The organism is Novosphingobium barchaimii LL02 (assembly GCF_001046635.1).
GTDB classification, from domain to species: domain Bacteria; phylum Pseudomonadota; class Alphaproteobacteria; order Sphingomonadales; family Sphingomonadaceae; genus Novosphingobium; species Novosphingobium barchaimii.
This window is the reverse complement of record NZ_KQ130456.1, coordinates 233,080-256,939: the sequence shown is the minus strand read 5'-3', so window position 1 is coordinate 256,939 and position 23,860 is coordinate 233,080. Positions and strand designations below refer to the sequence as shown.

Sequence of the window (23,860 nt, the reverse complement as noted above, 5' to 3'; positions counted from 1 at the left end):
TATCCCAATTATTCTGCTGCGACCGAGGCGGCTTCGAGGCGTTCAGCCTCAAGCAGCCTGAGTGCCTTCGCGTAGTCGCGCGGCATCACCTTGACGAACTTGCCCAGTGCGTTGCTCCAATCGTCGAGCAGGGCGCGGGCGCGTTTCGAGCCGGTGTGCAGGTGGTGGCGTTCGAGCAGGATGCGCAGGCGCTCCGCATCGTGGCGCAGCGGATCGCCCATGCCCAGGTCGTTGACCGAGACGGTGCGCTGCTGCGGACGGCCTGTCCCTTCGTCCTCGTCCGCATCAGGCGAGATCGGCAGCAAGTCTACCATCGAGCCGTTGACCAACTGTTCGAACTGGCCGTCCTCGTCGTAGACATAGGCGATGCCGCCGGACATGCCTGCCGCGAAGTTGCGGCCGGTCTTGCCAAGAACGGTGACGACGCCGCCGGTCATGTACTCGCAGCCGTGATCGCCGCAGCCTTCGACCACGGTGATCGCGCCCGAGTTGCGGACCGCGAAACGCTCACCGCCGACGCCATTGAAGAACGCCTCGCCGGAAACCGCGCCGTAAAGCACGGTGTTGCCGACGATGATGTTCTTGAGCGGATCACGGTCGACGTGGGCCGGCTGGCGCACGATCACGCGGCCGCCCGACAGGCCCTTGCCGACATAGTCGTTGGCATCGCCGGTCAGGTCGAGCGTGACGCCGTGGGCAAGCCAGGCGGCGAAGCTCTGGCCGGCGACGCCGGTGAGCTTCACGTTGATCGTGTTGTCGGGCAGGCCGGCATGGCCGTAGCGCTTGGCGACTTCGCCCGAAAGCATCGCGCCGACCGTGCGGTTGACGTTGATGATGGACTTTTCGATGCGCACGGCTGCGCGGTTTTCCAGAGCGTCGGTCGCCGCTTCGATCAGCTGGTTGTCGAGCGCGTGCTCAAGCCCGTGATCCTGCGTCTGCGACCAGTTGAGCGAGGGACCGTCGCCCAGCGGCGCCTGGTAAAGCAGCTTCGACAGGTCGACGCCCTTGGCCTTCCAGTGGGTGACCGCCTTCTTCATGTCGAGCATGTCAACGCGGCCGACCATCTCTGGGATGGTGCGGAAGCCCAGCTCGGCCATGATCGCGCGCAGTTCTTCGGCGACGAAGAAGAAGTAGTTGATCACATGCTCGGGCTGGCCGGTGAAGCGGCCGCGCAGGATCGGGTCCTGCGTCGCCACGCCCACCGGGCAGGTGTTGAGGTGGCACTTGCGCATCATGATGCAGCCCGCCGCGATCAGCGGGGCGGTGGCGAAGCCGAACTCGTCCGCGCCCAGAAGCGCGGCCACGGCAACGTCGCGCCCGGTGCGCAGGCCGCCGTCGGCTTGCACGACCACGCGGCTGCGCAGGTTGTTGAGCAGCAGCGTCTGCTGGGTTTCGGCGAGGCCGATTTCCCAAGGGCTGCCCGCATGGGTCAGCGAGGTCAGCGGCGAAGCGCCGGTGCCGCCTTCATAACCCGAGATCGTGATGTGATCGGCGCGGGCCTTGGAGACGCCCGCAGCGACCGTGCCCACGCCCACTTCGGACACCAGCTTGACCGAGACGCGGCTGGTCGGGTTCACGTTCTTGAGATCGTGAATGAGCTGGGCGATGTCTTCGATCGAGTAGATGTCGTGGTGCGGCGGCGGCGAGATCAGGCCGACGCCCGGCGTCGAGTGACGGGTGGCGCCGATGGTCTTGTTGACCTTGTCACCGGGCAACTGGCCGCCTTCGCCGGGCTTGGCGCCCTGCGCCATCTTGATCTGGATGTCGTCGGCGTTGACCAAGTACTCGGTGGTGACGCCGAAGCGGCCCGAGGCAACCTGCTTGATCGACGAGCGCATGGTGTCGCCGTTGGCCATCGGCTTGAAGCGGCTGGGGTCCTCGCCGCCTTCGCCGGTGTTCGACTTGCCGCCGATGCGGTTCATCGCCACGGCCAGCGTGGTGTGCGCTTCCCAGCTGATCGAACCGTAGCTCATCGCGCCAGTGGCGAAGCGCTTGACGATCTCGGCGGCCGGTTCGACCTCGTCGATGTCGATTGCTTCACCGGCCTTGAATTCCATCAGGCCGCGGATCGTGAGCATGCGCTCCGACTGGTCGTTGATGGTCTGCGCGAACTGGCGGTACTTTTCAGGCACATTGCCGCGCACGGCGTGCTGTAGCAGGCCGATGTTCTCGCTCGTCCAGGCGTGTTCCTCGCCGCGCACGCGCGCGCCGTAGATACCGCCCACGTCGAGCATCGACTTGTAGATCGGGTCGTTACCGTAGGCTGCCGAGTGGCGGCGCACGGTTTCTTCCGCGATCTCTGCCAGGCCGGCACCTTCGATGGTGGTGGCGGTGCCGTTGAAGTACTTGTCGACGAAGGCGGTGGACAGGCCGACCGCGTCGAAGATCTGCGCGCCGCAGTACGACTGGTAGGTCGAAATGCCCATCTTGGACATGACCTTGCGGATGCCCTTACCCACGGCATAGACGTAGTTCTTCGCTGCCTGCTCCGCCGAAACCGGCAGGTTCTTGCGCACGCGGATCGATTCGATCGTCTCAAGCGCGAGGTAGGGGTTGATCGCTTCGGCGCCGTAGCCGGCCAAGGCGCAGAAATGGTGCACTTCGCGCGCTTCGCCGGTTTCCACGACGAGGCCGGTCTGCATGCGCAGACCCTGGCGGACGAGGTGGTGGTGCACCGCCGCCGTCGCCAGCAGCGCCGGCATCGGCACGCGGTCCGGTCCCTGCGCACGGTCGGACAGGACAAGAATGTTCTTGTCCGCCAGCACGGCTTCAGTCGCGGCCCAGCACATTTCCTTGATCGCCTGCTCAAGGCCGGCGGCCCCGCTCTTGGCGTCCCAGGTCATGTCGATCGTGCCGGTGCGGAAGGCGCCGTCGAGCGCGGCTTCCACCGAGCGGATCTTGGCAAGGCCAAGGTCGGTCAGGATCGGCTGGCTGGCTTCCAGGCGCTTGTGCGTGCCGGCATCGTGACCGAGCAGGTTCGGGCGCGGGCCGATCATCGTGACCAGGCTCATCACCAGTTCCTCGCGGATCGGGTCGATTGGCGGGTTGGTGACCTGCGCGAAGTTCTGCTTGAAATAGTCGTACAGCAGGCGCGACTTCGACGACAGCACCGGGATCGGCGTGTCGGTGCCCATCGAGCCAAGCGGATCGTCGGCGTTGACGGCCATCGGTTCGAGGAAGCGGGTAACGTCTTCCTGCGTGTAGCCAAAGGCCTGCTGGCGATCGAGAAGCGTGCCGGTAGCCTTGGGCAGTTCGGCCAGTTCCGGCTCGATCACATCGAGGTCGGCCAGCTTGTACTGCGCCTGGGTCAGCCACTTTTCATAGGGCTCGGCCTCGGCCAGCTTGGTCTTGATCTCCTCGTCCTCGATGATCCGGCCTTCTTCGAAGTCGATCAGCAACATGCGGCCGGGCTGGAGACGCCACTTGCGCACGATGTTGTCTTCCTTGATCGGAAGGACGCCGCTCTCGGACGCCATGACGCACAGGTCGTCGTCGGTGACGAGGAAGCGCGCCGGGCGCAGGCCGTTGCGGTCCAGCGTGGCGCCGATCTGGCGGCCATCCGTGAAGGCGACGGCGGCGGGGCCATCCCACGGCTCCATCAGGGCGGCGTGGTATTCGTAGAATGCGCGGCGTTCCGCGGTCATCAGCGGGTTGCCCGACCATGCCTCAGGGATGAGGATCATCATCGCGTGGGCAAGGCTGTACCCGCCCGCGAGCAGCAGCTCGAAAGCGTTGTCGAGGCAGGCGGTGTCCGACTGGCCGTGCGGGATCAGCGGCCACATCTTGTCGAGATCGGCGCCGAGCAGTTCCGATTCCATGGTGCGGCGGCGCGCGTTCATCCAGTTCACGTTGCCGCGAACCGTGTTGATCTCGCCGTTGTGCGCCATGAAGCGGAACGGGTGCGCCAGCTTCCAGCTCGGGAAGGTGTTGGTGCTGAAGCGTTGGTGAACGAGGCCCAGTGCCGAGACGAATTCGGGGTTGCGCAGGTCGTCGTAGAACGAGCCGACCTGGGTTGCCAGCAGCAGGCCCTTGTAGACGATCGTGCGGCTGGAGAAGCTGGGCATGTACAGCTCGGTCAGGCCGGGCATGTCATGCTTCACGGCCAGCGCCTTGAGCGGGTTCTGCGTCTGCTTGCGGATCGCCAGGATCTTGCGCTCGAAAGCGTCCTGGTCGGCGCAGCTTTCACCGCGTCCCACGAAGCACTGGCGGATCACCGGCATCGATTCGAGCACGGTCTTGCCCAGGCCGTCCAGCGTCAGCGGCACATCGCGCCAGCCGATCAGGATCTGGCCTTCCTTCTTGATGAACTTCTCGAAGATCGCGACGATCATCTCACGCGAAGCGTCGTCCTGCGGCAGGAAGCACATGGCCACGCCGTAGTCGCCCGCCTGCGGCAGTTCGAGGCCTTCGCTGGCCGCCCATGTGCGGAAAAGCTGGTCGGGAAGCTGCGTCAGAATGCCTGCACCGTCGCCCAGCAAGGGGTCGGCGCCCACCGCACCGCGGTGGTCGATGTTTTTCAGAATTTCCAGTGCCTGGGTAATGATCGCGTGGTTTTTCTGGCCTTTGATATGGGCGACGAAGCCCACACCGCATGCATCGTGTTCGTTACGCGCGTCATAGAGGCCCTGGGGCTTAGGAAATCCCATCGATATAAACCCATCCTGTCACATTTTTTCAAATGGGGTGCACCGCGCTTGCCCGCAGTCGCGCACGAATCGTGCGACGACCTCACGTAGTCTCGCGCGGCACATGACCCCACCGTCCCCATGACGATTGAAGGACGGTTTTGCAACTGCGAACGCAGCCTGCGCGCAGGATTGAGTGCTTGATCGGCGGAATCTACGGCATTTTATTATATACAAACCCCGCCCGGGCCTCGTCTGAAAGGGCTCGGACGGGGTTTGTCGCGTCCTGTTCGTGTGGCATTGACCCGATCGAACGGGTCGCGGGTGAGATCAGGCCGCGCCGCTCATGCGCTGGAGCGTGGCGAGGGCGGCGCGCAGGGCCTTTTCCGTGGTTTCCTGATCGGGGCGGGCGTCGGGGCTGTCGAACAGGCGTTCCGGAGCCGGGGCGTCGTTGACCGGGGCAGGGGCCAGCGCCGGGCGCGAGAAGGGCACCGCTTCGCGCGCTTCCTGGCCGAGCAAATCATGGACGGTACCGCGATGATCGGTTTCTTCCTCGAAGGTCTCCACCTCGGCGAAGCGGCGCTGCGGGGCGGCGGCGTGGCGCGACAGGTTGAGGAGTGAGGAATAGCCCTCCTGCAGCACGACATCCTCGTCGTTTTCGCCTTCCTCGTCGGCCGTGAACGGGCTTGCCGGGAAGGATGCTGGGGCAAATGAAGCCTCCACATCGTGCTGGCGGTCCTGTTCGAACGGAGTGTCGAGCGAAGTCAGGCCGATATGACGCGGGGGGATATAGCCGGGCAGGGCCTCGTCGCTGCCGTAATCCTCGGCATAATCCTCGAAGGTGACGGGGCGCAGGGCGGCCGGGATCGACCGGTGCGGGTCGAATCCGGCGTCGAAGTTTTCCTCGGAAGGCGCGTCCGGCACTGGCGCGAACGCCGCTTCGCTTTCGATCCCCGGCTGAGTGAATTGGGGGGAAGCGGCGGCGACCGGCGGCACTTCGCGCAAGGGCGCGAATTCCGCCGGGATGGCCGCAGCGGCGATTTCGGCAGCGCGGCGGGCCTGCTCGCGGCGCTCGCCCATGGCGAGGGCGAGCCGCTCAAGCAGTTCGACGTGCGACAGATCGTCGAGGTTGGCCTCTGCGATTCGGCCAGATGCCTGCTGCTCGGACGAGACGGCAACTGCCTGCAAAGGGGCTGTGTCTTCGCGTGTCTCGTCGGGCTGGAAAGCCTCTTCAGCGAAAGTCGTTTCGGCGAAGGGCGGTGCGAAGGCCTGCGGGGCGAAGATGTTTTCCTCGAAGGCTACGGGTGCATCCTCGATGGCGGATATGATCGTTGGCGCATCGAAGGCGTTTTGCGCCCAAGTGCCGAGTTCGGCCACGGTTTCGGGCTCGCGTGCTTCAACTTGGCCCGCTTCGATCTCTGCGCAGAACGGCGCTGGCTTCGGCGCCTCTTCCTTGCTCCAGGCGCCCGAATGCAGGCGCGGCAGCAGCTTGAAGCCGGGCTCGGCAGTGGCAGGGTCTGCGGTGACGCTGGAGACTTCGCGTGAATAGGCTTCGAACAGGCGGTTGGTGACCGGCGCAAAGGGATGGCCGATGGGCAGTTCGGCGTCGGTCGTCTCGACTGTACCCTCGATGTCGTCGGCTTCACGGTTGAGCTGGGCCTGGAACACCTGCTGGAAGACCTGTGCATCCGCCGGGACGGAGGGTGCGAAGTTGACGCGGTCGTCCTGTTCAGGTTCGTGCCAGGCAGATTCGGCATCCAGCCAGGCCGGCAGGTCGCCGTCGTCCTCGGTTTCGATGCTCGGCGCGCGCGGAGTAGGCCGGAAAGCGGGATCGGCGTGATCGAAACGGTCGAGGTCGAATTCGGCGACGTTCAGGATCTGGGCGTCGAGGATCGGGGTATCGCGGCCGGGAATCGGTGCGCGGTCCTCGTAGGGGACGACGTCGTCCTCCGTGTTGAGCGCCAGTGCACGGCGGCGGCCGGGTATGCGGCCCGGACGGATGACTTCTGTCGGCTGTGCTTCGGCCGGAGCGGCCCCGGCCGTCTCGGCGGCGTCCGCCAGGGAGGGTTCGGCGGCTTCGAAGCCGTCGGAAGCAAGCTGCTGCGCGGGGCGGCTGCGTTCATGCGCACCCTTGGGGTGGACGATCCGGCGGGCGACGACCGCGCCGATCGCGGCGCCAAGGCCGGTCATCGCCAGGGCCAGCAGGATGCGCGTGGTGGTGCCCAGCGGCGGCGCGGCCATCGGGATCACCTTGTGGAGGCCGGTGGCCAGGACCAGACCCTCGATCGCCTGTGGGCTGACCATGATGCTGCCGAGCCCGAACAAGGCCCCGCACCAGAGTGCCACGATCACCGGGAACAGCGGGTGACGGCTGATCGGCTCTGCGCCTGCGTTCCTGCGTTTTTGCTCGGCCACTGATCTTACCTCGTTATGTCTTTTTCGTTGGACCCGCTTGCTTGTGCCATCCCTTCGGTCAGGCGGCGGCTTCGAGCCCACTTTGAGCGGACTGTGGTGCCAGCATTTGGTAAACGGGAGGATAACGACGGGCATTGTACGCCCAATCGTGGCGGGTTTCGACATGTTCTCGGCCTGCGCGGCGGTATGCGTCCCACGTCCCGCGCTCTTTCAGCAGCCGCGCCAGCGAATCGGCGCAGGCTTTCGGATCGTCCGGGGTGAAGAGTACACCGGTCTTGCCGTCGGTCACCAGTTCGCGGTGGCCGCCTACGTCGCTTGCCGCCACCAGCTTGCCCTGCGCCATCGCCTCAAGCGGTTTGAGCGGGGTCACCAGATCGGTCAGCCGGCTGCGTTTGCGCGGGTAGGCCATCACGTCGCACAGGGCATAGTAACGGTCCACCTCATGATGCGGCACTCGGCCGACGAACCGAATCGCCTCCGCCGCGGGAGACGCCGCCGCCTGCGCGCGCAGAGATTCTTCGCGCGGGCCGCCGCCTACCAGCAGCAGCCGGGCATCGGGCTGACGCGCGACGAGATGGGGCATCGCCTCGATCAGGTCATCCAGCCCCTCGTAGTCGTAGAAGCTGCCGATGAATCCGATCACCGGGCAGGGACCGTTGGGGCCGTCGAAGCCCAATTCGCGGGCCAGTTCCGGGTCGCGCGGCAGGGGGCTGCCGAACAGTTCGAGGTCCACGCCGTTGGGCATGACCGTGATCTTGCTTTCCGGCGTGCCGCGCAGCGCAAGGTCGCGGCGCAGGCCCTCGCAGATCGTCACCACCGCATCGGCGCTGCGCACCACATGGCTTTCGAGCATCCGCGTCAGCCGGTATTTCAGGGAACCTTCGCTGCCGGTGCCGTTGCCGACCGCCGCATCTTCCCAGAAGGCGCGAATCTCGTAGACCAGCGGAATCCCGTACTTTCGCGCCACGCGCAGGGCTGCCTGACCGCACAGGACCGGGGAGTGGGCGTGAATCACGTCCGGTCGCCATTGCTTCACGACGCGCTCTATCGCCCGCGCGAATAGGGCGATCTCGCGCCATTCCCGCAGCCCAGGCAGGCCAGAGGCGCTGCCGCCGGTGCGATGGAAAAGAAGGCTGTCATGTTCCTCAACCGCGGCTTCGTCGGCGGCGTCCACCTTGTTGTAGCGCGGGCCGGTGACGCTGCGCACCTCAAGCCCCAGTGCCTGCTGCGCTCTGAGGATCGCGCGGGTGCGAAAGGTGTAGCCGCTGTGGATCGGCAGCGAATGGTCGAGTACGTGGAGAATGCGGGTCATGGCGTAATTCCTAGCTTGCGAACGCTTAACGCGCCGTCAACTCGAGTTTGCTATTGCACCGCCCAGATGGTCGACATCCTTGCCCTTGCCCTGTCCCACGGACTGCTGCTGCTTGCTGCCTGGCGGCTGCTAAGGCGTGCTGATCTCGATGTCGAAGTTCCGGGGGAGCGGCAAGGCGAAGTGCCGAAGCAGACCGGACGCACCCTGATTCGCAGGGGCCCCCGGATCATGCGGACCGGACGGCCTGCCGATGGCGAATCGGGGGAAAGCGATGCTTAACCTCGGCCTGACCGCGTTTTTCGGGACCATGATCCTGCTGGGCTTCAAGCGGCCGTTCCTGTGGGTACTGTGCTACCTCTACGTCGATATCGTTGCGCCGCAGCTCATCTCGTGGGGCTTCCTCACGCAGATGCCGACTTCGCTGATCGCCTTCGCGGCCGCGTTCCTGGGCTGGCTGATCTTCGACGACAAACGCGATTCGCGCTTTACCTGGCGGCAGGGCCTGCTGGCCGCGCTGCTGGTGTATTGCGGCATAACTACCCTCACCGCCGATTATCCGGTCGAGGCGCTGACCAAATGGTCGTGGGTGTGGAAGGCGCTGGTCTTCGCGATGTTCCTGCCGCTGACCCTGCGCACCCGTCTGCGGATCGAGGCGGTGGCGCTTGCCATGGTGCTCTCTGCCAGCGCGCTGATCATCGACGGCGGTCTGAAGACCGCGATGGGCGGCGGCGGCTATGGTTCGCTCATCATCTTCATCGAGAACAACACCGGCCTGTACGAAGGCTCGATCATTTCCTGCGTCGCCATCGCCATCATCCCGATCGCGATCTGGCTGGCGAAATATGGCACGATCTTCCCGGCCGACTGGCGGGTCTGGACCTTCACCATCGCGCTGATCTTCGCCTGTTCGCTGATCCCGGTGGGGACGCAGGCGCGCACCGGCCTGATCTGTCTGGGCATTCTTTGCGTGCTCTATCTCAGGACCTCGAAGCATCGGTTCGTCATCATGGCCGGCATGACGCTGGTGCCGATGCTGGCGGTGCCGTTTCTCCCCGCCTCCTACCTTGCCCGCATGAACACGATCGAGAATCACCAGTCCGACCAGTCGGCGGGAACCCGAATCGGCGTGTGGAAGTGGACCATGGGCTATGCCAAGGACCACCCGCTGGGCGGCGGTTTCGAAGTCTACATGTCGAGCAAGGTCGAATACGACACTGTCTCCAGCCAGTCGAACGGCAGCAATGTGACGATTTCGCGGACACGCGTGGTCGAGGAAGGCCGCGCCTTCCACTCAAGCTACTTCGAGATGCTGGGTGAACAGGGCTTCCCAGGCCTGGCATTGTGGCTGACGCTGCAGATATCGGGCATCGTCCAGATGGAGATGATCCGCCGCCGCTGGAAGGACCGCACCGGCCCGGACGAGGCCTGGGCCGCCCCACTCGCCGTTGCGCTGCAGCTGGCCCAAGTGGTCTATCTGTTCGGCTCGCTGTTCGTGGGCATCGCCTTCCAGCCTTTCATCCTGATGCTGATCGGGCTGCAATGCGGGCTGTGGAGCTACCTGAAGCGGATATCCGGGCCCGAGCGTACTCAGCGCCAGGGCGTTCGCAAGATGCAGGTCAGGGTTCGCGCTGCTGGGTAAGTTTCGGATTGCCTCAAAACGATTGCGCTTTCTTGCCTGCCATCCTTAACATTAACCAGCATCGGCCGTTATTGTCTGCAATGGCGCGGTTCGCGCGACATGACGCAGGTTCCTTCAGTACAAAGACTTACGGGACAATCCTGCGTTTACGGCAAATTAACCTTTAATGATCATTGGTCATATGGTTAATACACGGCAATGTCCCTAAAGGTCGCGAAAGCGCCGTGGACATCGGGGCAAGAAGGACACTGACCCATGCGAGTGCTGCTGATCGAGGATGAACCGACCACGGCCCGGGCTATCGAGCTCATGCTGACGGCGGAGGGTTTCAACGTCTACTCCACCGATCTTGGCGAGGAAGGCCTCGATCTGGGCAAGCTGTATGATTACGATATCATCCTGCTCGACCTGAACCTGCCTGACATGCACGGCTATGACGTGCTCAAGAAACTGCGCGTCGCCAAGGTGCAGACGCCGGTGCTGATCCTGTCGGGCATCTCGGAGATGGACAGCAAGGTCCGCTCGTTCGGCTTCGGCGCGGACGACTATGTGACCAAGCCGTTCCACCGCGAGGAACTGATTGCCCGCATCCACGCCGTGGTGCGCCGCTCGAAGGGCCACTCGCAGTCGGTCATCCGCACCGGCAAGCTGGTCACCAACCTCGACGCCAAGACGGTCGAAGTCGATGGCGCCCGCGTGCACCTGACCGGCAAGGAATACGCGATGCTGGAACTGCTCAGCTTGCGCAAGGGCACCACGCTGACCAAGGAAATGTTCCTCAACCACCTTTACGGCGGCATGGACGAACCCGAACTCAAGATCATCGACGTCTTCATCTGCAAGCTGCGCAAGAAGCTGGCCCACGCCTGCGGCGGCGCCAACTACATCGAGACTGTATGGGGCCGCGGCTATGTGCTGCGCGATCCTGACGAGGCTGCCGAAGCGGCCTGATCGCTACGAAACGACCCTGCACCCTAGCAGGACAACGACGGCCTGCCCTTACGAGGGGCGGGCCGTTTCTGTTTGAGGTCAGAGCAATAGCGCCGCGATGGAAAGCAGCGTTGCCGTGACCACAGCGTTAAGCGCCATGCCCAGGCTGGCCAGCGCCCCGGCGGTGGCATCCACTTGAAACGCCCGCGCCGCGCCGATCCCGTGCGCCGCTACGCCGATGGCGAAACCCCGCGCCCGGTAGTCGCTCAGGCCCAGCGCATTGAGCAGCGGCGTTGCGATCATCGCGCCCACTACGCCAGCGAACAGCACGATCACCGCCGCCAGCGCTGGAATCCCGCCCAGTTGCCCGGCCACGGCCATGGCTACCGGCGTCGTCGTCGCACGCGGAGCGATAGAGGCGAGGATTTCGCGGGGGGCCCCGAACAGAGCGAGTATGCCCACCGCACTCACGATCGAAGTCACCGCCCCCGCCAGCAGCGCCAGAGAAATGGGCACGACAAGACGGCGGATGCGTACCCGTTCCGCCCAGATCGGCACAGCAAGGCCAACGACCGCCGGGCCGAGCAGGAAGCTCAGCGGCATCGTCGCGGCCTTGTACGCCGGATAGGGCGTGCCCGTCGCCATCAGCACGCCGATCAGCACCGGCGTGGACCACAGCACCGGATGGCACAGCGGATGCCGGCCGCTGCGTTTCGAGGCGGTGTCGAAAAGCTCGAACACTCCCAGCGTCACGGTCAGCCAGAACAGCGGCGCTGCCAGCAGCGCGGCGTTGCTCATACCCCGTCCTCGGCCACAAAACGGGCCAGCGCCCAGCGGAAGACGACCGCGGTGACCACCAGCGTCAGCACCGTCGAGACGACAGTCGCTATCACCAGCCCGATGCCATAGGCGGAAAGTGCCGCCCCCTCGTCGATCAACCCTACCGCCGCTGGCACGAACATGACGGAAAGATGGGCGGTGAGCCAGCCCGCCACCGCAGCCAGTCCCGGCCGCTCACGCGGGACGAGCGCCAGCCAGCAGACCAGCAGCACCATCCCGATCACCGATCCCGGCAGGGCAAGCCCCGTCGCTCTGTGAATCGCCTCACCGGCAAGTTGGCAGACAAGCAGCAGGAAAATCGCGCGTAGCATTCCTGCGGTAAAGCAGGGCCGCGCCGATGCTGGCAATCGGCAATTTGGTCAAGCGCAGTTGCGCCGCGCAACTTCGCTGGCCTTAAGCGGCGTATCGCCCCTCTTTATTGACTGGCGCGTCCATGAGTGTCAGTGGCGCGCGCCATGACGGCACACAAATCCGGCGATCCGACCACGCTCAACCGCCTCTACGGCCGCGCCAAGGGCAAGCCCCTGCGCGCTGCGCAACAGGGCTTGGTCGACGACCTGCTCCCGCGCATTTCCGTACCCGAAGATGGTCCGGTGACGGCGACTGCCCTGTTCGGCAGCGATCGTCCCTTCCACTTCGAGATCGGGTTTGGTGGCGGGGAACACATGGCCGCCCGCGCCGACATGCTGCCCGACCACGGCTTCCTCGGCGCCGAACCATTCCTCAACGGTGTGGCGCAGGCCCTGACCCACGTCAGCGGAGACAACGGCGCTCACCCGCCGATCGGCAACGTGCGGATCCACCATGGCGATGCGCTGGAAGTGCTGGCACGAATTCCCGACGGATCGCTGTCGTTTCTCTACCTCCTTCACCCGGACCCCTGGCCCAAGGCCCGCCACGCCAAGCGCCGGATGATGAACGACGGCCCGGTGGACATGTTCGCCGCCAAGCTGAAGCCGGGCGGAGAATTCCGCTTTGGCACCGACCACGCGGTTTATGTACGCCACGCGCTGATGGTCATGCAGCGGCATACGGGTCAGTTCGAATGGCTCTGCGAAAAGCCCGGCGACTTTCAGGTCCGGCCCAGCGGCTGGCCCGAAACGCGCTACGAGACCAAGGCGCGGACCGTGTACGGACATGAGGTCTGGTACTTCCGGTACAGGCGCAAGTAGGGGAAAGATCTGGGGCCATCGCCCCAGACCCCGGTACTGTCGGCGTCGTGCGTGCGGCAGCGTAGCACAGTGTCGAGGACGCGGGCTCGCGGCGAGGCAGCCGTTTTTCGAAGCTGGTTGCATGCAGGATATGGCCTGCGGCGCAGAGGCAGGAGCGCTGCGTGAATAGCTCGGCTTATCTGCGCGCACTGCAATAACGGGATCGGGGTGCAGGGGCGTTGGCCCCCGCATTTCTCCCCTTTAACCCCAAGGCGCCAAAGTCAGCCGGTGATCCCGGCCGCTGCCAGCACGGCGCTGGTCAGCACATCGGGCGCAAGCGCCGTCATCGGTACGATCTGCACGGGCTTTTCCATACCCAGCAGCATCGGCCCGATCGAGGTCGTGCCGCCGATCTCGCGCAGCAGCTTGGCCGAGATATTGGCCGATTGCAGGCCCGGCATGATCAGCACATTCGCCGGAGCCGTCAGGCGGCTGAACGGGTAAAGTGCCATCACCTTCGGATTCAGCGCCGCGTCCGGTGCCAGTTCGCCCTCGTACTCAAAGTCCGGCTGCTGCTGGTCAAGGATATGGATCGCCTCACGCGTTGCATCCAGCCACTTGCCTGCGGGGTTGCCGAAGGTGGAATAGCTGAGGAACGCGACGCGCGGTTCGTGGCCGAGCTTGCGGGCCACGGCTGCCGTCTCGGTGGCGATGACGGCCAGTTCCTCGGCGCTAGGGCGTTCGTTGATGGTGGTATCGGCCATGAACACCGTGTGGTTCTTGCCCACCAGCATGTGGATACCGAAGGGCAGTTTGCCCTCAGCCGGGTCCAGCGCGCGGCGCACTTCCTTCATGGACTGCGCGAAGGGGCGGGTCATGCCGGTAATCATTGCATCGCCTGCGCCGAGCTTGAGCAGGCCGGAAGCGAAGATGTTGCGGTCGGTGTTGACCATGCGCTGCACGTCGCGCTTCAGGAAGCCGCGGCGCTTGAGGCGCTCGTAAAGCATTTCCACCATCGGGGCGACGTGTTCAGAGACCATCGAATTCTCGATGTGGTAGCTCTCCGGGTTGGGCACGCCCAGTTCGGCCATCCGGTCGAGGATGACCTGGGTGCGCCCCACCAGCACGGGTTCGCCGTAGCCGAAATCGCGGTACTGGATCGCAGCGCGCAGAACGACCTCGTTGTCCGCCTCGGCGAAGATGACCCGCTTGGGGTTGGCTTTCACCTCGTCGTAAACGCGCGTCAGCACCGAAGTGGTGGGGTTGAGGCGGGCCTTCAACTGGTGGCGATAGGCTTCAAAGTCCTCGATCGGCTTCTGCGCAACGCCCGATTCCATCGCCGCCTTGGCGACGGCCATCGGCACCACCTCCATCAGGCGCGGGTCGAACGGCGCCGGGATGATGTAGTCGCGGCCGAACACCTGGGTTTCACCGCCGTAGGCTGCGGCCACGTCCTCGTGAACCTGCTCTCGCGCCAGTTCGGCGATCGCCGTGGCGGCGGCGATCTTCATCTCTTCGTTGATCGCGGTGGCCCGCACGTCGAGCGCGCCGCGGAAAATGAAGGGGAAGCCAAGCACGTTGTTGACCTGGTTGGGATAGTCCGACCGGCCGGTGGCGACGATGGCGTCGGGACGCACGGCCTTGGCTTCAGGCGGGGTGATCTCCGGGTCGGGGTTGGCCATCGCGAAGATGATCGGTTCCGGCGCCATGCGCTTGACCATGTCCTGCGTGATCGCGCCCTTGGCCGACAGGCCAAGGACCACGTCGGCGCCTTCGATGGCTTCGAGCAGGGTGCGCTTGTCAGTCATGACGGCGTGGGCCGACTTGAACTGGTCGACGTTCTCGCGGCCCGGATAGATCACGCCGCGCGTGTCGCAGACCAGGACGTTTTCGTGGCGCACGCCCATCGACTTGATGAGCGAGGTGCAGGCCAACGCGGAAGCGCCCGCACCGTTCACCACCACCTTGACTTCATCCAGCTTGCGGCCGGTGATGAGGCAGGCGTTGATCAGGCCGGCGGCGGCGATGATCGCGGTGCCGTGCTGGTCGTCGTGCATGACCGGGATGTTCATGCGTTCGCGCAGTGCCTGCTCGATGATGAAGCACTCAGGCGCCTTGATGTCTTCCAGGTTGATGCCGCCGAAGCTCGGCTCCATCATCGCGATGGCTTCGATCAGGGCGTCTGTGTCTTCGCTGGCAAGTTCGATGTCGATCGAATCGACGTCGGCGAAGCGCTTGAACAGCACGGCCTTGCCTTCCATCACCGGCTTGGATGCCAGCGCGCCCAGATTGCCCATGCCCAGGATCGCCGTGCCGTTCGAGATGACGGCCACGAGGTTGCCCTTGGCGGTATAGTCATAGGCGGTGGCGGGATCGTCGGCGATGGCCTGCACCGGCACTGCAACGCCCGGCGAGTATGCCAGGCTGAGGTCGCGCTGGGTCGCCATCGGCTTCGAGGCGATGATTTCGATCTTACCCGGACGGATGGTGCTATGGTAGAACAGCGCTTCGCGATCGGTAAACTGGACCTTGGACTTCTCGGACAAGTGTAATCTCCCCGGATTTTCTAGGCGCCGTAACGAATGTTCGCGCGACGCGATAGGGGAAAGGATGGCGCCCGCGCTTCCCAAAATGCGCGCCGCGGCGCTAACGCGTACGATATGAGTTCCCCTGCGACCCCGATGATGACCCAGTACCTTGCTCTTCGCGAGGTGGCGGACGACTGCCTGCTGTTCTATCGCATGGGCGACTTTTTCGAACTCTTCTTCGATGATGCGAAGACCGCCAGCCAGATCCTCGACATCGCCCTGACCACGCGGGGTGAGCATCAGGGCCAGCCGATCCCGATGTGCGGCGTGCCGGTTCACGCGGCGGAAGGCTACCTTGCACGCCTCATCAAGGCGGGCTGCCGAGTCGCCATTGCCGAGCAGACGGAGACCCCGGCCGAGGCGAAGAAGCGCGGCGGCTCCAAGGCGCTGGTGGCACGCGACATCGTGCGCTTCGTCACGGCGGGAACGCTGACCGAGGAATCGCTGCTGGAGCCGCGCCGGGCCAACGTGCTGGCGGCGGCCTGCGAAGTGCGCGGCGTGGTGGGCATCGCCTCGTGCGACATCTCCACCGGCAGGATGGAACTGGAGGAATGTGCGCCCGACCGTCTGGCGGCGGCGCTGGCCCGGCTGGGGCCAAGCGAACTGGTGGCGCCCGATGGCTGGGACGCGGCGCCGGACGGGGTGATCGCGCGGGGGACGCACGAATTTTCCTCCGATGGCGGCGACGGACGGCTCAAGCTGATCCACGGCGTTTCGACGCTTGACGGGTTCGGCACGTTCAGCCGCGCCATGCTGGCGGCGGCGGGGGGCCTTATCGCCTATCTCGACCATGTCGGGCGCGGCAACCTGCCGCTGCTGCTTCCGCCCGAGGCCCGGTCCGGCGATGCAGCGCTGGCAATGGATGAGGCGACGCGCGCCAGTCTGGAAATCCTCGAATCGTCGCAAGGCGGGCGCAGGGGAAGCCTGATCGACGCCATCGACCGCTGCGTGACCGGCGCCGGTGCGCGCCAGTTGGCGGACGATCTCTTCGCCCCCCTGACCGACCGCATGGCCATTGCCGAGCGGCTGGAACTGGTCGAATGGCTTCACGGCGATGCCCTGCTGCGCGAAGACCTGCGCGCCGCGCTGCGGGCGCTGCCGGATGTGGGCCGCGCGCTGGGCCGGGTCGTGGCGGGGCGCGGTTCTCCGCGCGATCTCGGCCAGCTTCGAGACGGGCTTGCGGGAGCCCGGACCACTGGCGAGCGGCTGGCGACCATGGATAATCTGCCCGTGCTGCTGGAGCGGCTGCTTCCGGCGCTGGGGGGGCACGCCGAACTGGTCGATCACTTCGCCCGCGCGCTGGTCCAGAGCCCGCCGACCGAGCGCGGACAGGGCGGCTACATCGCCAGCGGTTACGACGCCTCGCTCGACGAACTGCGGGTGATGTCCGGCAATGCACGGCGCGCCATCGCCGCGCTGGAGGCGAAGTACCGCGAGGAAACCGGCGTCGCCTCGCTCAAGATCAAGCACAACAATGTGCTGGGTTACTTTATCGAAGTGGCGCAGCGCCACGCCGATAAACTGATGGAGCCGGACAGCGGGTTTTCGCACCGACAGACGATGGCCGGCGCGATGCGATTCAACGCCGTTGCCCTGCACGAAGAAGCCGCGCGCATCACCGAGGCCGGGGGCCACGCCCTCGCCGCCGAGGAGGGGCACTTCGAAACGCTGGTGGCCGAGGCCGTCGCCGCGCGCCAGACCATCGCCCGCACGGCCGCCGCGCTGGCCCGCATCGACGTTGCAGCCGGGCAGGCCGAACGCGCGGCGGAAGGCGGCTGGAGCCGGCCGCAGGTGGTCGAAGGCATCTCGCTCGATATCGAGGGCGGGCGCCATCCGGTGGTCGAATCTGCGCTGAAGGCACAAGGCGAGCGCTTCGTCGCCAACGACTGCCGCCTCGCCAGTCACGACCGGCTCTGGCTCATCGGCGGCCCCAACATGGGCGGTAAATCGACCTTCCTGCGCCAGAACGCGCTGATCGTGCTGCTGGCGCAGGCGGGCGGTTTCGTTCCCGCCAAGTCTGCGCGGATCGGCATGGTCGACCGCCTGTTCAGCCGCGTCGGCGCTTCCGACAACCTCGCGCGGGGCCGCTCGACCTTCATGGTGGAGATGGTGGAAACCGCTGCGATCCTTGCGCAGGCAACGGACCGCAGCTTCGTCATCCTCGACGAGGTGGGGCGCGGCACTTCGACCTACGACGGCCTCGCGCTTGCATGGGCGGTGGCCGAGGCGGTGCACGAAACCAACCGCTGCCGCTGCCTTTTCGCCACTCACTACCACGAACTGGCGCGGCTGGCGGAAACCTGCGAGGCGCTCTCGCTCCACCATGTCCGCGCGCGCGAATGGAAGGGTGATCTCGTCCTGCTCCACGAACTGGCGAGCGGCCCGGCGGATCGCAGCTACGGCCTTGCCGTCGCGCGGCTTGCCGGCGTGCCGCCCAAGGTCATCAGCCGCGCCAAGTCGGTACTGGAAAAGCTGGAGAAGGCCCGCGCGGAAACCGGCGGGCTGGCGGCTGGGCTTGGCGATCTTCCGCTGTTCGCCGCGGTTCAGGAAGCCCGCCAGGCCCCGACCGATGCCCTGCGGGACAAGCTGAACACGCTGGACGTCGATGCCATGTCACCGCGCGACGCGCTCGAAATCCTGTACGATCTCAAACGCGAGGCGGGCACGGAGTCTTAACCTTGGGCGGGGTATTCTTGGGCTCATGATAGGTCCCAAGATCACCACTGTCTTTCGCAGCCGCTGGAATGCGCTTTTCTGGTCCGCCGGGGTTCTGCTGACGGCTTATTGCTCGATCCCGTCACCGGATGATGACGATGGGCAGGATAAGGCCAAGACGATGCAGCAGATTACCGAGGCGCTGAAAACACCGGCGACCACCGGGAATTGAAATCCGTGGACGACGATCAGGAATCGTCGTTCGCGAAATCCTCGTCTGCGGCATTGTTCTTGCCATAGCGGCCTTCGAGGTCGTCCATCGTCTCTTCGCCGTCATAGGCGGACATGTCGATGGTGCCGCTGGTGTCCATCTGGTTCATGTGATCGACGACATCCTCGATGTCATCCTCGTCCCGGATGCCGCCCTTGACCTTCTCGGTATCGCTGAGGCCGGGGTTGCCTGAGGTACGGCCCTGCGCCTGTTCGGCTACGGACTGCGCCTGCGCTTCTTCGTCTTCCTGCTCGTCGTTCACCGTTTCGGGGGCGACGTCGTCGGGGCGTTCGGTCATCGGGAAATCTCCTTTGAAAGGAGAACGAGCCGGGAGAGCAAGGGGTTCCGAAAACAGAAGACCTGGAGCCATTGCACCAGACCCCGGGAATGTCGGGGTCGCGTGTGCAGGGGGGCTTCCTTCCCCCCTTGCACCCACCTTTTACTTGCTGGGAACGGGCACTTCGCCGGAATAATCGTAGAAGCCCTTGCCCGACTTGCGGCCGTACCAGCCTGCCTCAACGTATTTCTGCAGCAGCGGCGCGGGGCGGTACTTCGGATCGCCGGTGGTCGCCTGGAACACCTTCATGATCTCGTACAGCGTATCGAGGCCCACGAAGTCCGCCAGTGTCAGCGGGCCCATAGGGTGATTGAGACCGATCTTGCAGCCGGCGTCGATATCCTCGACCGAACCGATGCCCGCGCCCAGAACGAAGATCGCCTCGTTGAGCATCGGGCACAGGATGCGGTTTACGACGAAGCCGGGTTCATCCCCGGCGAGCACCACGGTCTTGCCCAGCTTTTCACCGAACGCCTTCATGCGGTCGATCGTGTCCTGCGAAGTGGCGAGCCCGGGGATGACTTCGACCAGGCCCATGACCGGCACCGGGTTGAAGAAGTGCAGACCGCAAAACCGCGCCGCATCGGGCGAACTGGCCGCCATGCGCGTGATCGGGATCGAGCTGGTGTTCGATGCCATGATCGAATTGGCGCCCAGCACCTTGCCGGCGGCCTCGAAGATCTTGTGCTTGATATCCTCGCGCTCGGTGGCGGCCTCGATGATGAGGTCGGCGCCCGACATCGCGGAGTAGTCGGCAGCGGGGGTGATGCGGGCCAGCAGCGCGTCGGCGTCGGCCTGGGTGATCTTTTCCTTGGTGACCAGCTTGGCGAGGCTCTTGGCGATGCCGGCCTTGCCCTTTTCGGCATTTTCCAGGCTCACATCGGTCAGGACTACGTCCATGCCCTTGCTTGCCACGGTCTGGGCGATGCCTGCGCCCATGATGCCTGCGCCGATGATGCCGACTGTCTGCACTGCCAAACTCCCTCTAGAATTTAACCGGGCGCTTAACAGGTTGCGCCGTGAGAGGGAACCTAGCGATTATATCTATCGGTTCTGGCCGGGCACCCAAAGCACGTCATCGGCGCCGTTGGCATTCACCGCACGGGCAAGGACGAAAAGGTAATCGCTCAGCCGGTTTATATAGGCGAGCGCGGCGGGGTTGACCGGAGTGTCCGCCGCCAGCGCGGTGGCGCGGCGTTCGGCGGAGCGGGCAGAGGCGCGGGCGATGTGCACGCGCGCCGCCGCCTCGCTGCCGCCGGGCAGGATGAAGCTGCGCAGGGGCGAGAGGTGATCGTTCACCGCATCGATCGCGGTTTCCAGCCAGTCCACCTGCGCGGGGACGATGCGCAGGGTCATCTCGCCGGGGGCGAAATCGTCACCCGGAGTCGCAAGGTCCGCGCCAAGGTCGAACAGATCGTTCTGGATGCGGGTGAGGTTCGCGGCGTGGGGGCTGCCGGACAGGGCGCAGACGGCGAGGCCGATGGCGCTGTTGGTTTCGTCCACCGCGCCGATCGCTTCCATGCGCGCGGCGTGCTTGGGCAGGCGCGATCCGTCGACCAGACCGGTGGAGCCGTCATCGCCGGTGCGCGTGTAGATCTTGTTAAGTCGGACCAAGGGAGTTCCTTAGGTTTTTGGGGGATGGCGGCGGGGCTTCGACAAGCTCAGCCTGACCCTTCGACAGGCTCAGGATGAGCGGAAGCTGCTGTATGCTTCCGAGCCCGCTCAGGCTGAGCTTGTCGAAGCCCCGCCGCAAACCTCTGCTTCAGCGCGCCATCGCCAACAGCAGCGCACAGACCAGCACGGCGGCGGCCTGATATTTGATGCGGTTGAACATCATCTTGTTCTGCAGCAGTTGGTTGGCGGTCGGCCCGGTCGCGTTGGGATCGCGGTTCAGGTCTTCCTTCGTGCTGTTCAGGAAGGCGACGATGCCGCGCACGAGGCTGATGACGACCATGATCACCAGCACGACGATGATGGGGACAAGGATGTAGTTCATGGCGTTTGATGTACGCCTTGCGAAAGCGAAAGGCCAGTGGGCAGGACGCCATCGCGCAGCGCACGGATGATGGCGGGCCCGTCCTCTCCCGCGCGGCGCCGGTCGGCCAGCGAGGGGGCGCCGCGCCGCTTGGCCATCTTGCGGCCATCCGGCTCGATCAGCAGCGGATGGTGAAGCCAGGTCGGCACCGGCAGGTCCAGCAGGGCCTGCAGCAGGCGGTGGACATGAGTGGCGGGGAACAGGTCCATGCCGCGCGTGACCACGGTGATGCCGTCCGCCGTATCGTCCAGCGTCGCGGCAAGGTGGTAGCTGGCGGGCAGGTCCTTGCGCAGCAGCACCGCGTCGCCGAACACCTGCGGAACTGCGGTCTGCGGACCAGCTTCCTCGTCCACCCATTCGAGCGGGCCGGTGAGCGCCATCGCCTTCGCGACATCCAGGCGCCATGCGGCCTGCGCGGGATTGACCTCGCGCCCCCGGCAGGTGCCGGGATAGACCGGGCCGTCAGGGCTGGTTTCATGGGCGGCGGCGGCGATCTCGGCGCGGGTGCAGGTGCAGGGGTAAAGCAGGCCCATGGCCCTCAGCCGGTCTCCCGCCGCTGCGTAGCTGGCCAGCCGGTGCGACTGGAACACCGCGTCCCCGTCCCATGCGAGGCCGAGCCATTCGAGGTCGCGGAAGAATTCCTCCACGAACTCGGGGCGGCTTCGGGCGCCGTCGATGTCCTCGATGCGCAGGACGAAGGTGCCGCCCCGCGCGCGGGCAGTATCGTGCGCCACCATGGCCGCATAGGCGTGGCCCAGATGGAGCGGGCCGTTGGGGCTGGGTGCGAAGCGGGTGCGCGTCATGTCCGCCCGTCCTAGCGCCCAAGGCGGCAGCCGCAAGCGATCCTGTGGATTGCACAAGCGTCTCTGCAAACTGCCACCTTGACGCGGGCTCGCGCAAATGCTGCAAAAGCACTTATGCGTTGCCATCAAACAGCAATGAGAGCCTGCGACAGGAGGCCATGCTCAGGTCGGACCTGATCGAGCGCGCGGCCCGTTTCCGCAGCGCAGAGGGAGATCCCTCTCGTAGTCTTTCCGACTGCCCTGCACTTGTTCTCAACGCAGATTACACGCCGCTTTCCTATTACCCGCTCAGCCTGTGGCCGTGGCAGACCGCGATCAAGGCGGTGGTGCTGGAACGGGTGGACATCATCTCCAGCTACGAACGCGCGGTGCACAGCCCCAGCTGGACGATGCAGATCCCTTCGGTGATCGCGCTGCGCCAATATGTGAAGCCCAGCGAGTTTCCCGCCTTCACCCGCTTCAACCTGTTCCTGCGAGACCGGTTTTCCTGCCAGTATTGCGGCAGCACGCACCAACTGACCTTCGACCATGTGCTACCCCGCCGTCTGGGCGGGCGCACCTCGTGGGAAAATATCCTGACGGCCTGCGCGCCGTGCAACCTCAGGAAGGGGGGGCGCACACCCAAGCAGGCGAACATGCCGCCGCTGGTCCCGCCGATCCGGCCAACCAGTTGGCAATTACAGGAGCGCGGGCGGGGCTTTCCGCCCAATTTCCTCCACGAAACCTGGCGCGACTGGCTCTATTGGGACATCGAGCTGGAGGAATAGCGCGCGCCCGAACGCGCGAAGTTGCCTTCCCGCGCGGCGTTTCGTTCAGTGGATGGTTTCGATTGTTTGAGGGTCTTTCACACCGGTATCGACCGCGCAGGTCACAGCCACGTCCATGGTCACGTTGCCAACCGTGCGCATGAGGTCGGGCAGCACTTCCACCGCCACCAGCACACCCAGCGGCCACAGCGGCACGCCCATGGCTGCTGCGATCGGGCCGATCGAGGACACGAAGCTGATCGTGCCCGGCAAGGATACGGCGCCGAAAGTTGTGGCGAAGGCCACGAAGGCCCCTGCCATCAGCGCCCCGGTGGTCAGTTCCAGCCCGGCCAGCTTCGCGGCGTAGATGGCGACGGCCATGTTCATTGCCGGGCCGGTCGCGCGGAACAGGGTTACCGCCAGCGGCAGCACGAATTCCGATGTTGTTTGCGCAGTGCCCAGCTTGCGACTGGAGGCGAGCATGGCCGGCAGCGTGGCGATCGACGACTGGGTCGAGATCGCGACGACCTGCGCGGGCAGGATCGCGGCGGCAAAGGCCCCCAGCTTGCGGCGGCCCACCAGCACGGCGATGGCATAGCCCGCGATCATCACCACGGTGCCCACTGCCGTCACCAGCACGATGTAGTGCGCCAGCGCTCCCAGTGCTGCACCGCCGCTGCGCACGCCCAGCGTCAGGCCCAGCGCGAAGACGCCGATCGGCGCGAGCATCAGTACCCAGCCAATCACTACCATCATCGCGCCAGCCAGCCCTTCGAAAAGCACGGCAAGGCTGCGGCGCGGTTCGTCGGCAAGCCTGGTGGAGGCCAGCGCGAAAAGGCCGACGAAGACGATCACCGGCAGCATCGCGCTGGATGCCGCCGCCGAGACGACGTTGTCAGGCAATAGCGAGGACAGGAAATCGGCGAGGCCGGGGACCTTGCCCGGATCGGCGCGGTGGTCGAAGCTGACGCCGGCCGGCACCGGGAACAGTTCCAGCAGCAGTGGCATAAGCGCCGCGCCCAGAACAGCGCTGAAGGCCAGGAAGCCAACGATGATCCCCAGCGTCCGGCGCGCCATGGCTCCAGCGCGGGCAGCGGCGACGGTCTCGACGATGCCTGAGAACAGCAGTCCGGCAACCAGCGGCAGGATCGTCATCTGCAGACCCTGCAGCCACAGCGAGCCAACCGGGCCTGCCACCGCCAGCGCGGTGTCCGCGATCGGCTTGCCCGCGATCATCAGGCCGATCAGCAGTCCCGTGACCAACCCCGCCAGAGTGAGCATCCCCGGCACCTTGATTTCAGGAATCCGCGAAGGGCCGCCGGGGCCGGAGGTCGAGGCGGATGCAGGGGGGGAGGAAGGTGCGCTCATCGTGCCCACAAATAGGCGGGCACGCGCCCGATGGCAATTTGCCTGGCTTGGGTTTAGGAGGCCTTTGCAAAATCCGCATCGGATGTGTTTCTGACCGAAGTTTAAGAACGCGTTCAGTCGGCGGTAACGGCCGTAGTCTAATGGC

At 65.3% G+C, this 23,860-nt stretch carries 19 protein-coding genes; 7 read left to right on the top strand and 12 right to left on the bottom strand.

Going from position 1 to position 23,860, the window contains the following annotated elements:
- Window positions 1-8 precede the first annotated feature (8 nt).
- The 3 genes from gltB to V474_RS17910 all read right to left on the bottom strand — a co-directional run bounded on the left by gltB (window position 9) and on the right by V474_RS17910 (window position 8,352).
- Window positions 9-4,646, bottom strand: coding sequence for a glutamate synthase large subunit (gene gltB, locus V474_RS17920; RefSeq protein ID WP_059152779.1), 4,638 nt, complete (start codon window positions 4,644-4,646; stop codon window positions 9-11).
- A gap of 309 nt (window positions 4,647-4,955) precedes the next feature.
- Entirely contained in the window at window positions 4,956-7,040 is a 2,085-nt protein-coding gene (locus V474_RS17915; protein WP_059152778.1) for a hypothetical protein, read from the bottom strand.
- A gap of 58 nt (window positions 7,041-7,098) precedes the next feature.
- Window positions 7,099-8,352, bottom strand: coding sequence for a TIGR04063 family PEP-CTERM/XrtA system glycosyltransferase (locus V474_RS17910; RefSeq protein WP_059152777.1), 1,254 nt, complete (start codon window positions 8,350-8,352; stop codon window positions 7,099-7,101).
- Between the two features lie 66 nt (window positions 8,353-8,418).
- Here V474_RS17910 and V474_RS17905 point away from each other — a divergent pair, with 66 nt between their 5' ends.
- From V474_RS17905 to ctrA, 3 genes are all read left to right on the top strand, one after another.
- Window positions 8,419-8,631 (top strand): hypothetical protein, encoded by a 213-nt coding sequence (locus V474_RS17905; RefSeq protein WP_059152776.1) that lies wholly within the window; start codon window positions 8,419-8,421, stop codon window positions 8,629-8,631.
- The gene (locus V474_RS17900; protein WP_059152775.1) at window positions 8,624-9,991 is read left to right on the top strand and encodes a putative O-glycosylation ligase, exosortase A system-associated; all 1,368 of its coding nucleotides are present in this window, start codon (window positions 8,624-8,626) and stop codon (window positions 9,989-9,991) included. Before V474_RS17905 ends, V474_RS17900 begins: the two co-directional genes overlap by 8 nt.
- Window positions 9,992-10,246: 255 nt before the next feature.
- On the top strand, window positions 10,247-10,942 hold the full coding sequence (gene ctrA, locus V474_RS17895; RefSeq protein ID WP_008832472.1) for a response regulator transcription factor CtrA: 696 nt from the start codon (window positions 10,247-10,249) through the stop codon (window positions 10,940-10,942).
- A gap of 78 nt (window positions 10,943-11,020) precedes the next feature.
- Here ctrA and V474_RS17890 read toward each other — a convergent pair whose 3' ends face one another.
- Entirely contained in the window at window positions 11,021-11,719 is a 699-nt protein-coding gene (locus tag V474_RS17890; RefSeq protein ID WP_059152774.1) for an LrgB family protein, read from the bottom strand.
- Window positions 11,716-12,072 carry a CidA/LrgA family protein gene (locus V474_RS17885; RefSeq protein WP_059152773.1) on the bottom strand — a complete coding sequence of 119 codons (357 nt, stop codon included), beginning with the start codon at window positions 12,070-12,072 and terminating at the stop codon, window positions 11,716-11,718. The genes V474_RS17890 and V474_RS17885 overlap by 4 nt, the downstream gene beginning before the upstream one ends.
- 144 nt (window positions 12,073-12,216) lie before the next feature.
- Between V474_RS17885 and trmB the strand changes: the two genes are divergently transcribed.
- The gene (gene trmB / locus V474_RS17880; RefSeq protein ID WP_059152954.1) at window positions 12,217-12,933 is read left to right on the top strand and encodes a tRNA (guanine(46)-N(7))-methyltransferase TrmB; all 717 of its coding nucleotides are present in this window, start codon (window positions 12,217-12,219) and stop codon (window positions 12,931-12,933) included.
- Window positions 12,934-13,193: 260 nt separating this feature from the next.
- On the opposite strand, the gene V474_RS17875 is transcribed toward trmB, so the two are convergent.
- Window positions 13,194-15,458 (bottom strand): NADP-dependent malic enzyme, encoded by a 2,265-nt coding sequence (locus V474_RS17875; RefSeq protein ID WP_059152772.1) that lies wholly within the window; start codon window positions 15,456-15,458, stop codon window positions 13,194-13,196.
- Between the two features lie 114 nt (window positions 15,459-15,572).
- Between V474_RS17875 and mutS the strand changes: the two genes are divergently transcribed.
- Entirely contained in the window at window positions 15,573-18,176 is a 2,604-nt protein-coding gene (mutS, locus tag V474_RS17870) for a DNA mismatch repair protein MutS (RefSeq protein ID WP_201786062.1), read from the top strand.
- A gap of 25 nt (window positions 18,177-18,201) precedes the next feature.
- A complete protein-coding gene (locus tag V474_RS17865) occupies window positions 18,202-18,387 on the top strand; it encodes a hypothetical protein (RefSeq protein ID WP_059152770.1) in 186 nt (61 codons plus the stop codon).
- Window positions 18,388-18,403: 16 nt separating this feature from the next.
- On the opposite strand, the gene V474_RS17860 is transcribed toward V474_RS17865, so the two are convergent.
- The 5 genes from V474_RS17860 to gluQRS all read right to left on the bottom strand — a co-directional run bounded on the left by V474_RS17860 (window position 18,404) and on the right by gluQRS (window position 21,601).
- Entirely contained in the window at window positions 18,404-18,724 is a 321-nt protein-coding gene (locus tag V474_RS17860; protein WP_059152769.1) for a hypothetical protein, read from the bottom strand.
- Between the two features lie 141 nt (window positions 18,725-18,865).
- Window positions 18,866-19,735, bottom strand: a complete 870-nt coding sequence (locus V474_RS17855) for a 3-hydroxyacyl-CoA dehydrogenase family protein (protein ID WP_082699858.1) — start codon at window positions 19,733-19,735, stop codon at window positions 18,866-18,868.
- Between the two features lie 72 nt (window positions 19,736-19,807).
- Window positions 19,808-20,377, bottom strand: a complete 570-nt coding sequence (locus V474_RS17850) for a cob(I)yrinic acid a,c-diamide adenosyltransferase (protein WP_059152768.1) — start codon at window positions 20,375-20,377, stop codon at window positions 19,808-19,810.
- Window positions 20,378-20,525: 148 nt separating this feature from the next.
- The gene (locus V474_RS17845; protein ID WP_043973982.1) at window positions 20,526-20,759 is read right to left on the bottom strand and encodes an HIG1 domain-containing protein; all 234 of its coding nucleotides are present in this window, start codon (window positions 20,757-20,759) and stop codon (window positions 20,526-20,528) included.
- Window positions 20,756-21,601 (bottom strand): tRNA glutamyl-Q(34) synthetase GluQRS, encoded by an 846-nt coding sequence (gene gluQRS / locus V474_RS17840; RefSeq protein WP_059152767.1) that lies wholly within the window; start codon window positions 21,599-21,601, stop codon window positions 20,756-20,758. Before gluQRS ends, V474_RS17845 begins: the two co-directional genes overlap by 4 nt.
- 158 nt (window positions 21,602-21,759) lie before the next feature.
- On the opposite strand from gluQRS, the gene V474_RS17835 reads away from it, so the two are divergent.
- The gene (locus V474_RS17835) at window positions 21,760-22,368 is read left to right on the top strand and encodes an HNH endonuclease (protein WP_059152766.1); all 609 of its coding nucleotides are present in this window, start codon (window positions 21,760-21,762) and stop codon (window positions 22,366-22,368) included.
- A gap of 45 nt (window positions 22,369-22,413) precedes the next feature.
- Here the strand turns inward: V474_RS17835 and V474_RS17830 are convergent, their stop codons facing one another.
- Window positions 22,414-23,715: a dicarboxylate/amino acid:cation symporter gene (locus V474_RS17830; protein WP_059152952.1), complete on the bottom strand. Its 1,302-nt coding sequence runs from the start codon at window positions 23,713-23,715 to the stop codon at window positions 22,414-22,416.
- Window positions 23,716-23,860: the final 145 nt, after the last annotated feature.

Bases quoted from the DNA above. Each gene is read 5' to 3' on its own strand.
- gltB (WP_059152779.1), bottom strand. From the start codon at position 4,646: ATGGGATTTCCTAAGCCCCAGGGCCTCTATGACGCGCGTAACGAACAC.
- V474_RS17910 (WP_059152777.1), bottom strand. From the start codon at position 8,352: ATGACCCGCATTCTCCACGTACTCGACCATTCGCTGCCGATCCACAGC.
- V474_RS17905 (WP_059152776.1), top strand. From the start codon at position 8,419: ATGGTCGACATCCTTGCCCTTGCCCTGTCCCACGGACTGCTGCTGCTT.
- V474_RS17900 (WP_059152775.1), top strand. From the start codon at position 8,624: ATGCTTAACCTCGGCCTGACCGCGTTTTTCGGGACCATGATCCTGCTG.
- ctrA (WP_008832472.1), top strand. From the start codon at position 10,247: ATGCGAGTGCTGCTGATCGAGGATGAACCGACCACGGCCCGGGCTATC.
- V474_RS17890 (WP_059152774.1), bottom strand. From the start codon at position 11,719: ATGAGCAACGCCGCGCTGCTGGCAGCGCCGCTGTTCTGGCTGACCGTG.
- V474_RS17885 (WP_059152773.1), bottom strand. From the start codon at position 12,072: ATGCTACGCGCGATTTTCCTGCTGCTTGTCTGCCAACTTGCCGGTGAG.
- trmB (WP_059152954.1), top strand. From the start codon at position 12,217: ATGACGGCACACAAATCCGGCGATCCGACCACGCTCAACCGCCTCTAC.
- mutS (WP_201786062.1), top strand. From the start codon at position 15,573: ATGAGTTCCCCTGCGACCCCGATGATGACCCAGTACCTTGCTCTTCGC.
- V474_RS17865 (WP_059152770.1), top strand. From the start codon at position 18,202: ATGATAGGTCCCAAGATCACCACTGTCTTTCGCAGCCGCTGGAATGCG.
- V474_RS17860 (WP_059152769.1), bottom strand. From the start codon at position 18,724: ATGACCGAACGCCCCGACGACGTCGCCCCCGAAACGGTGAACGACGAG.
- V474_RS17845 (WP_043973982.1), bottom strand. From the start codon at position 20,759: ATGAACTACATCCTTGTCCCCATCATCGTCGTGCTGGTGATCATGGTC.
- gluQRS (WP_059152767.1), bottom strand. From the start codon at position 21,601: ATGACGCGCACCCGCTTCGCACCCAGCCCCAACGGCCCGCTCCATCTG.
- V474_RS17835 (WP_059152766.1), top strand. From the start codon at position 21,760: ATGCTCAGGTCGGACCTGATCGAGCGCGCGGCCCGTTTCCGCAGCGCA.
- V474_RS17830 (WP_059152952.1), bottom strand. From the start codon at position 23,715: ATGAGCGCACCTTCCTCCCCCCCTGCATCCGCCTCGACCTCCGGCCCC.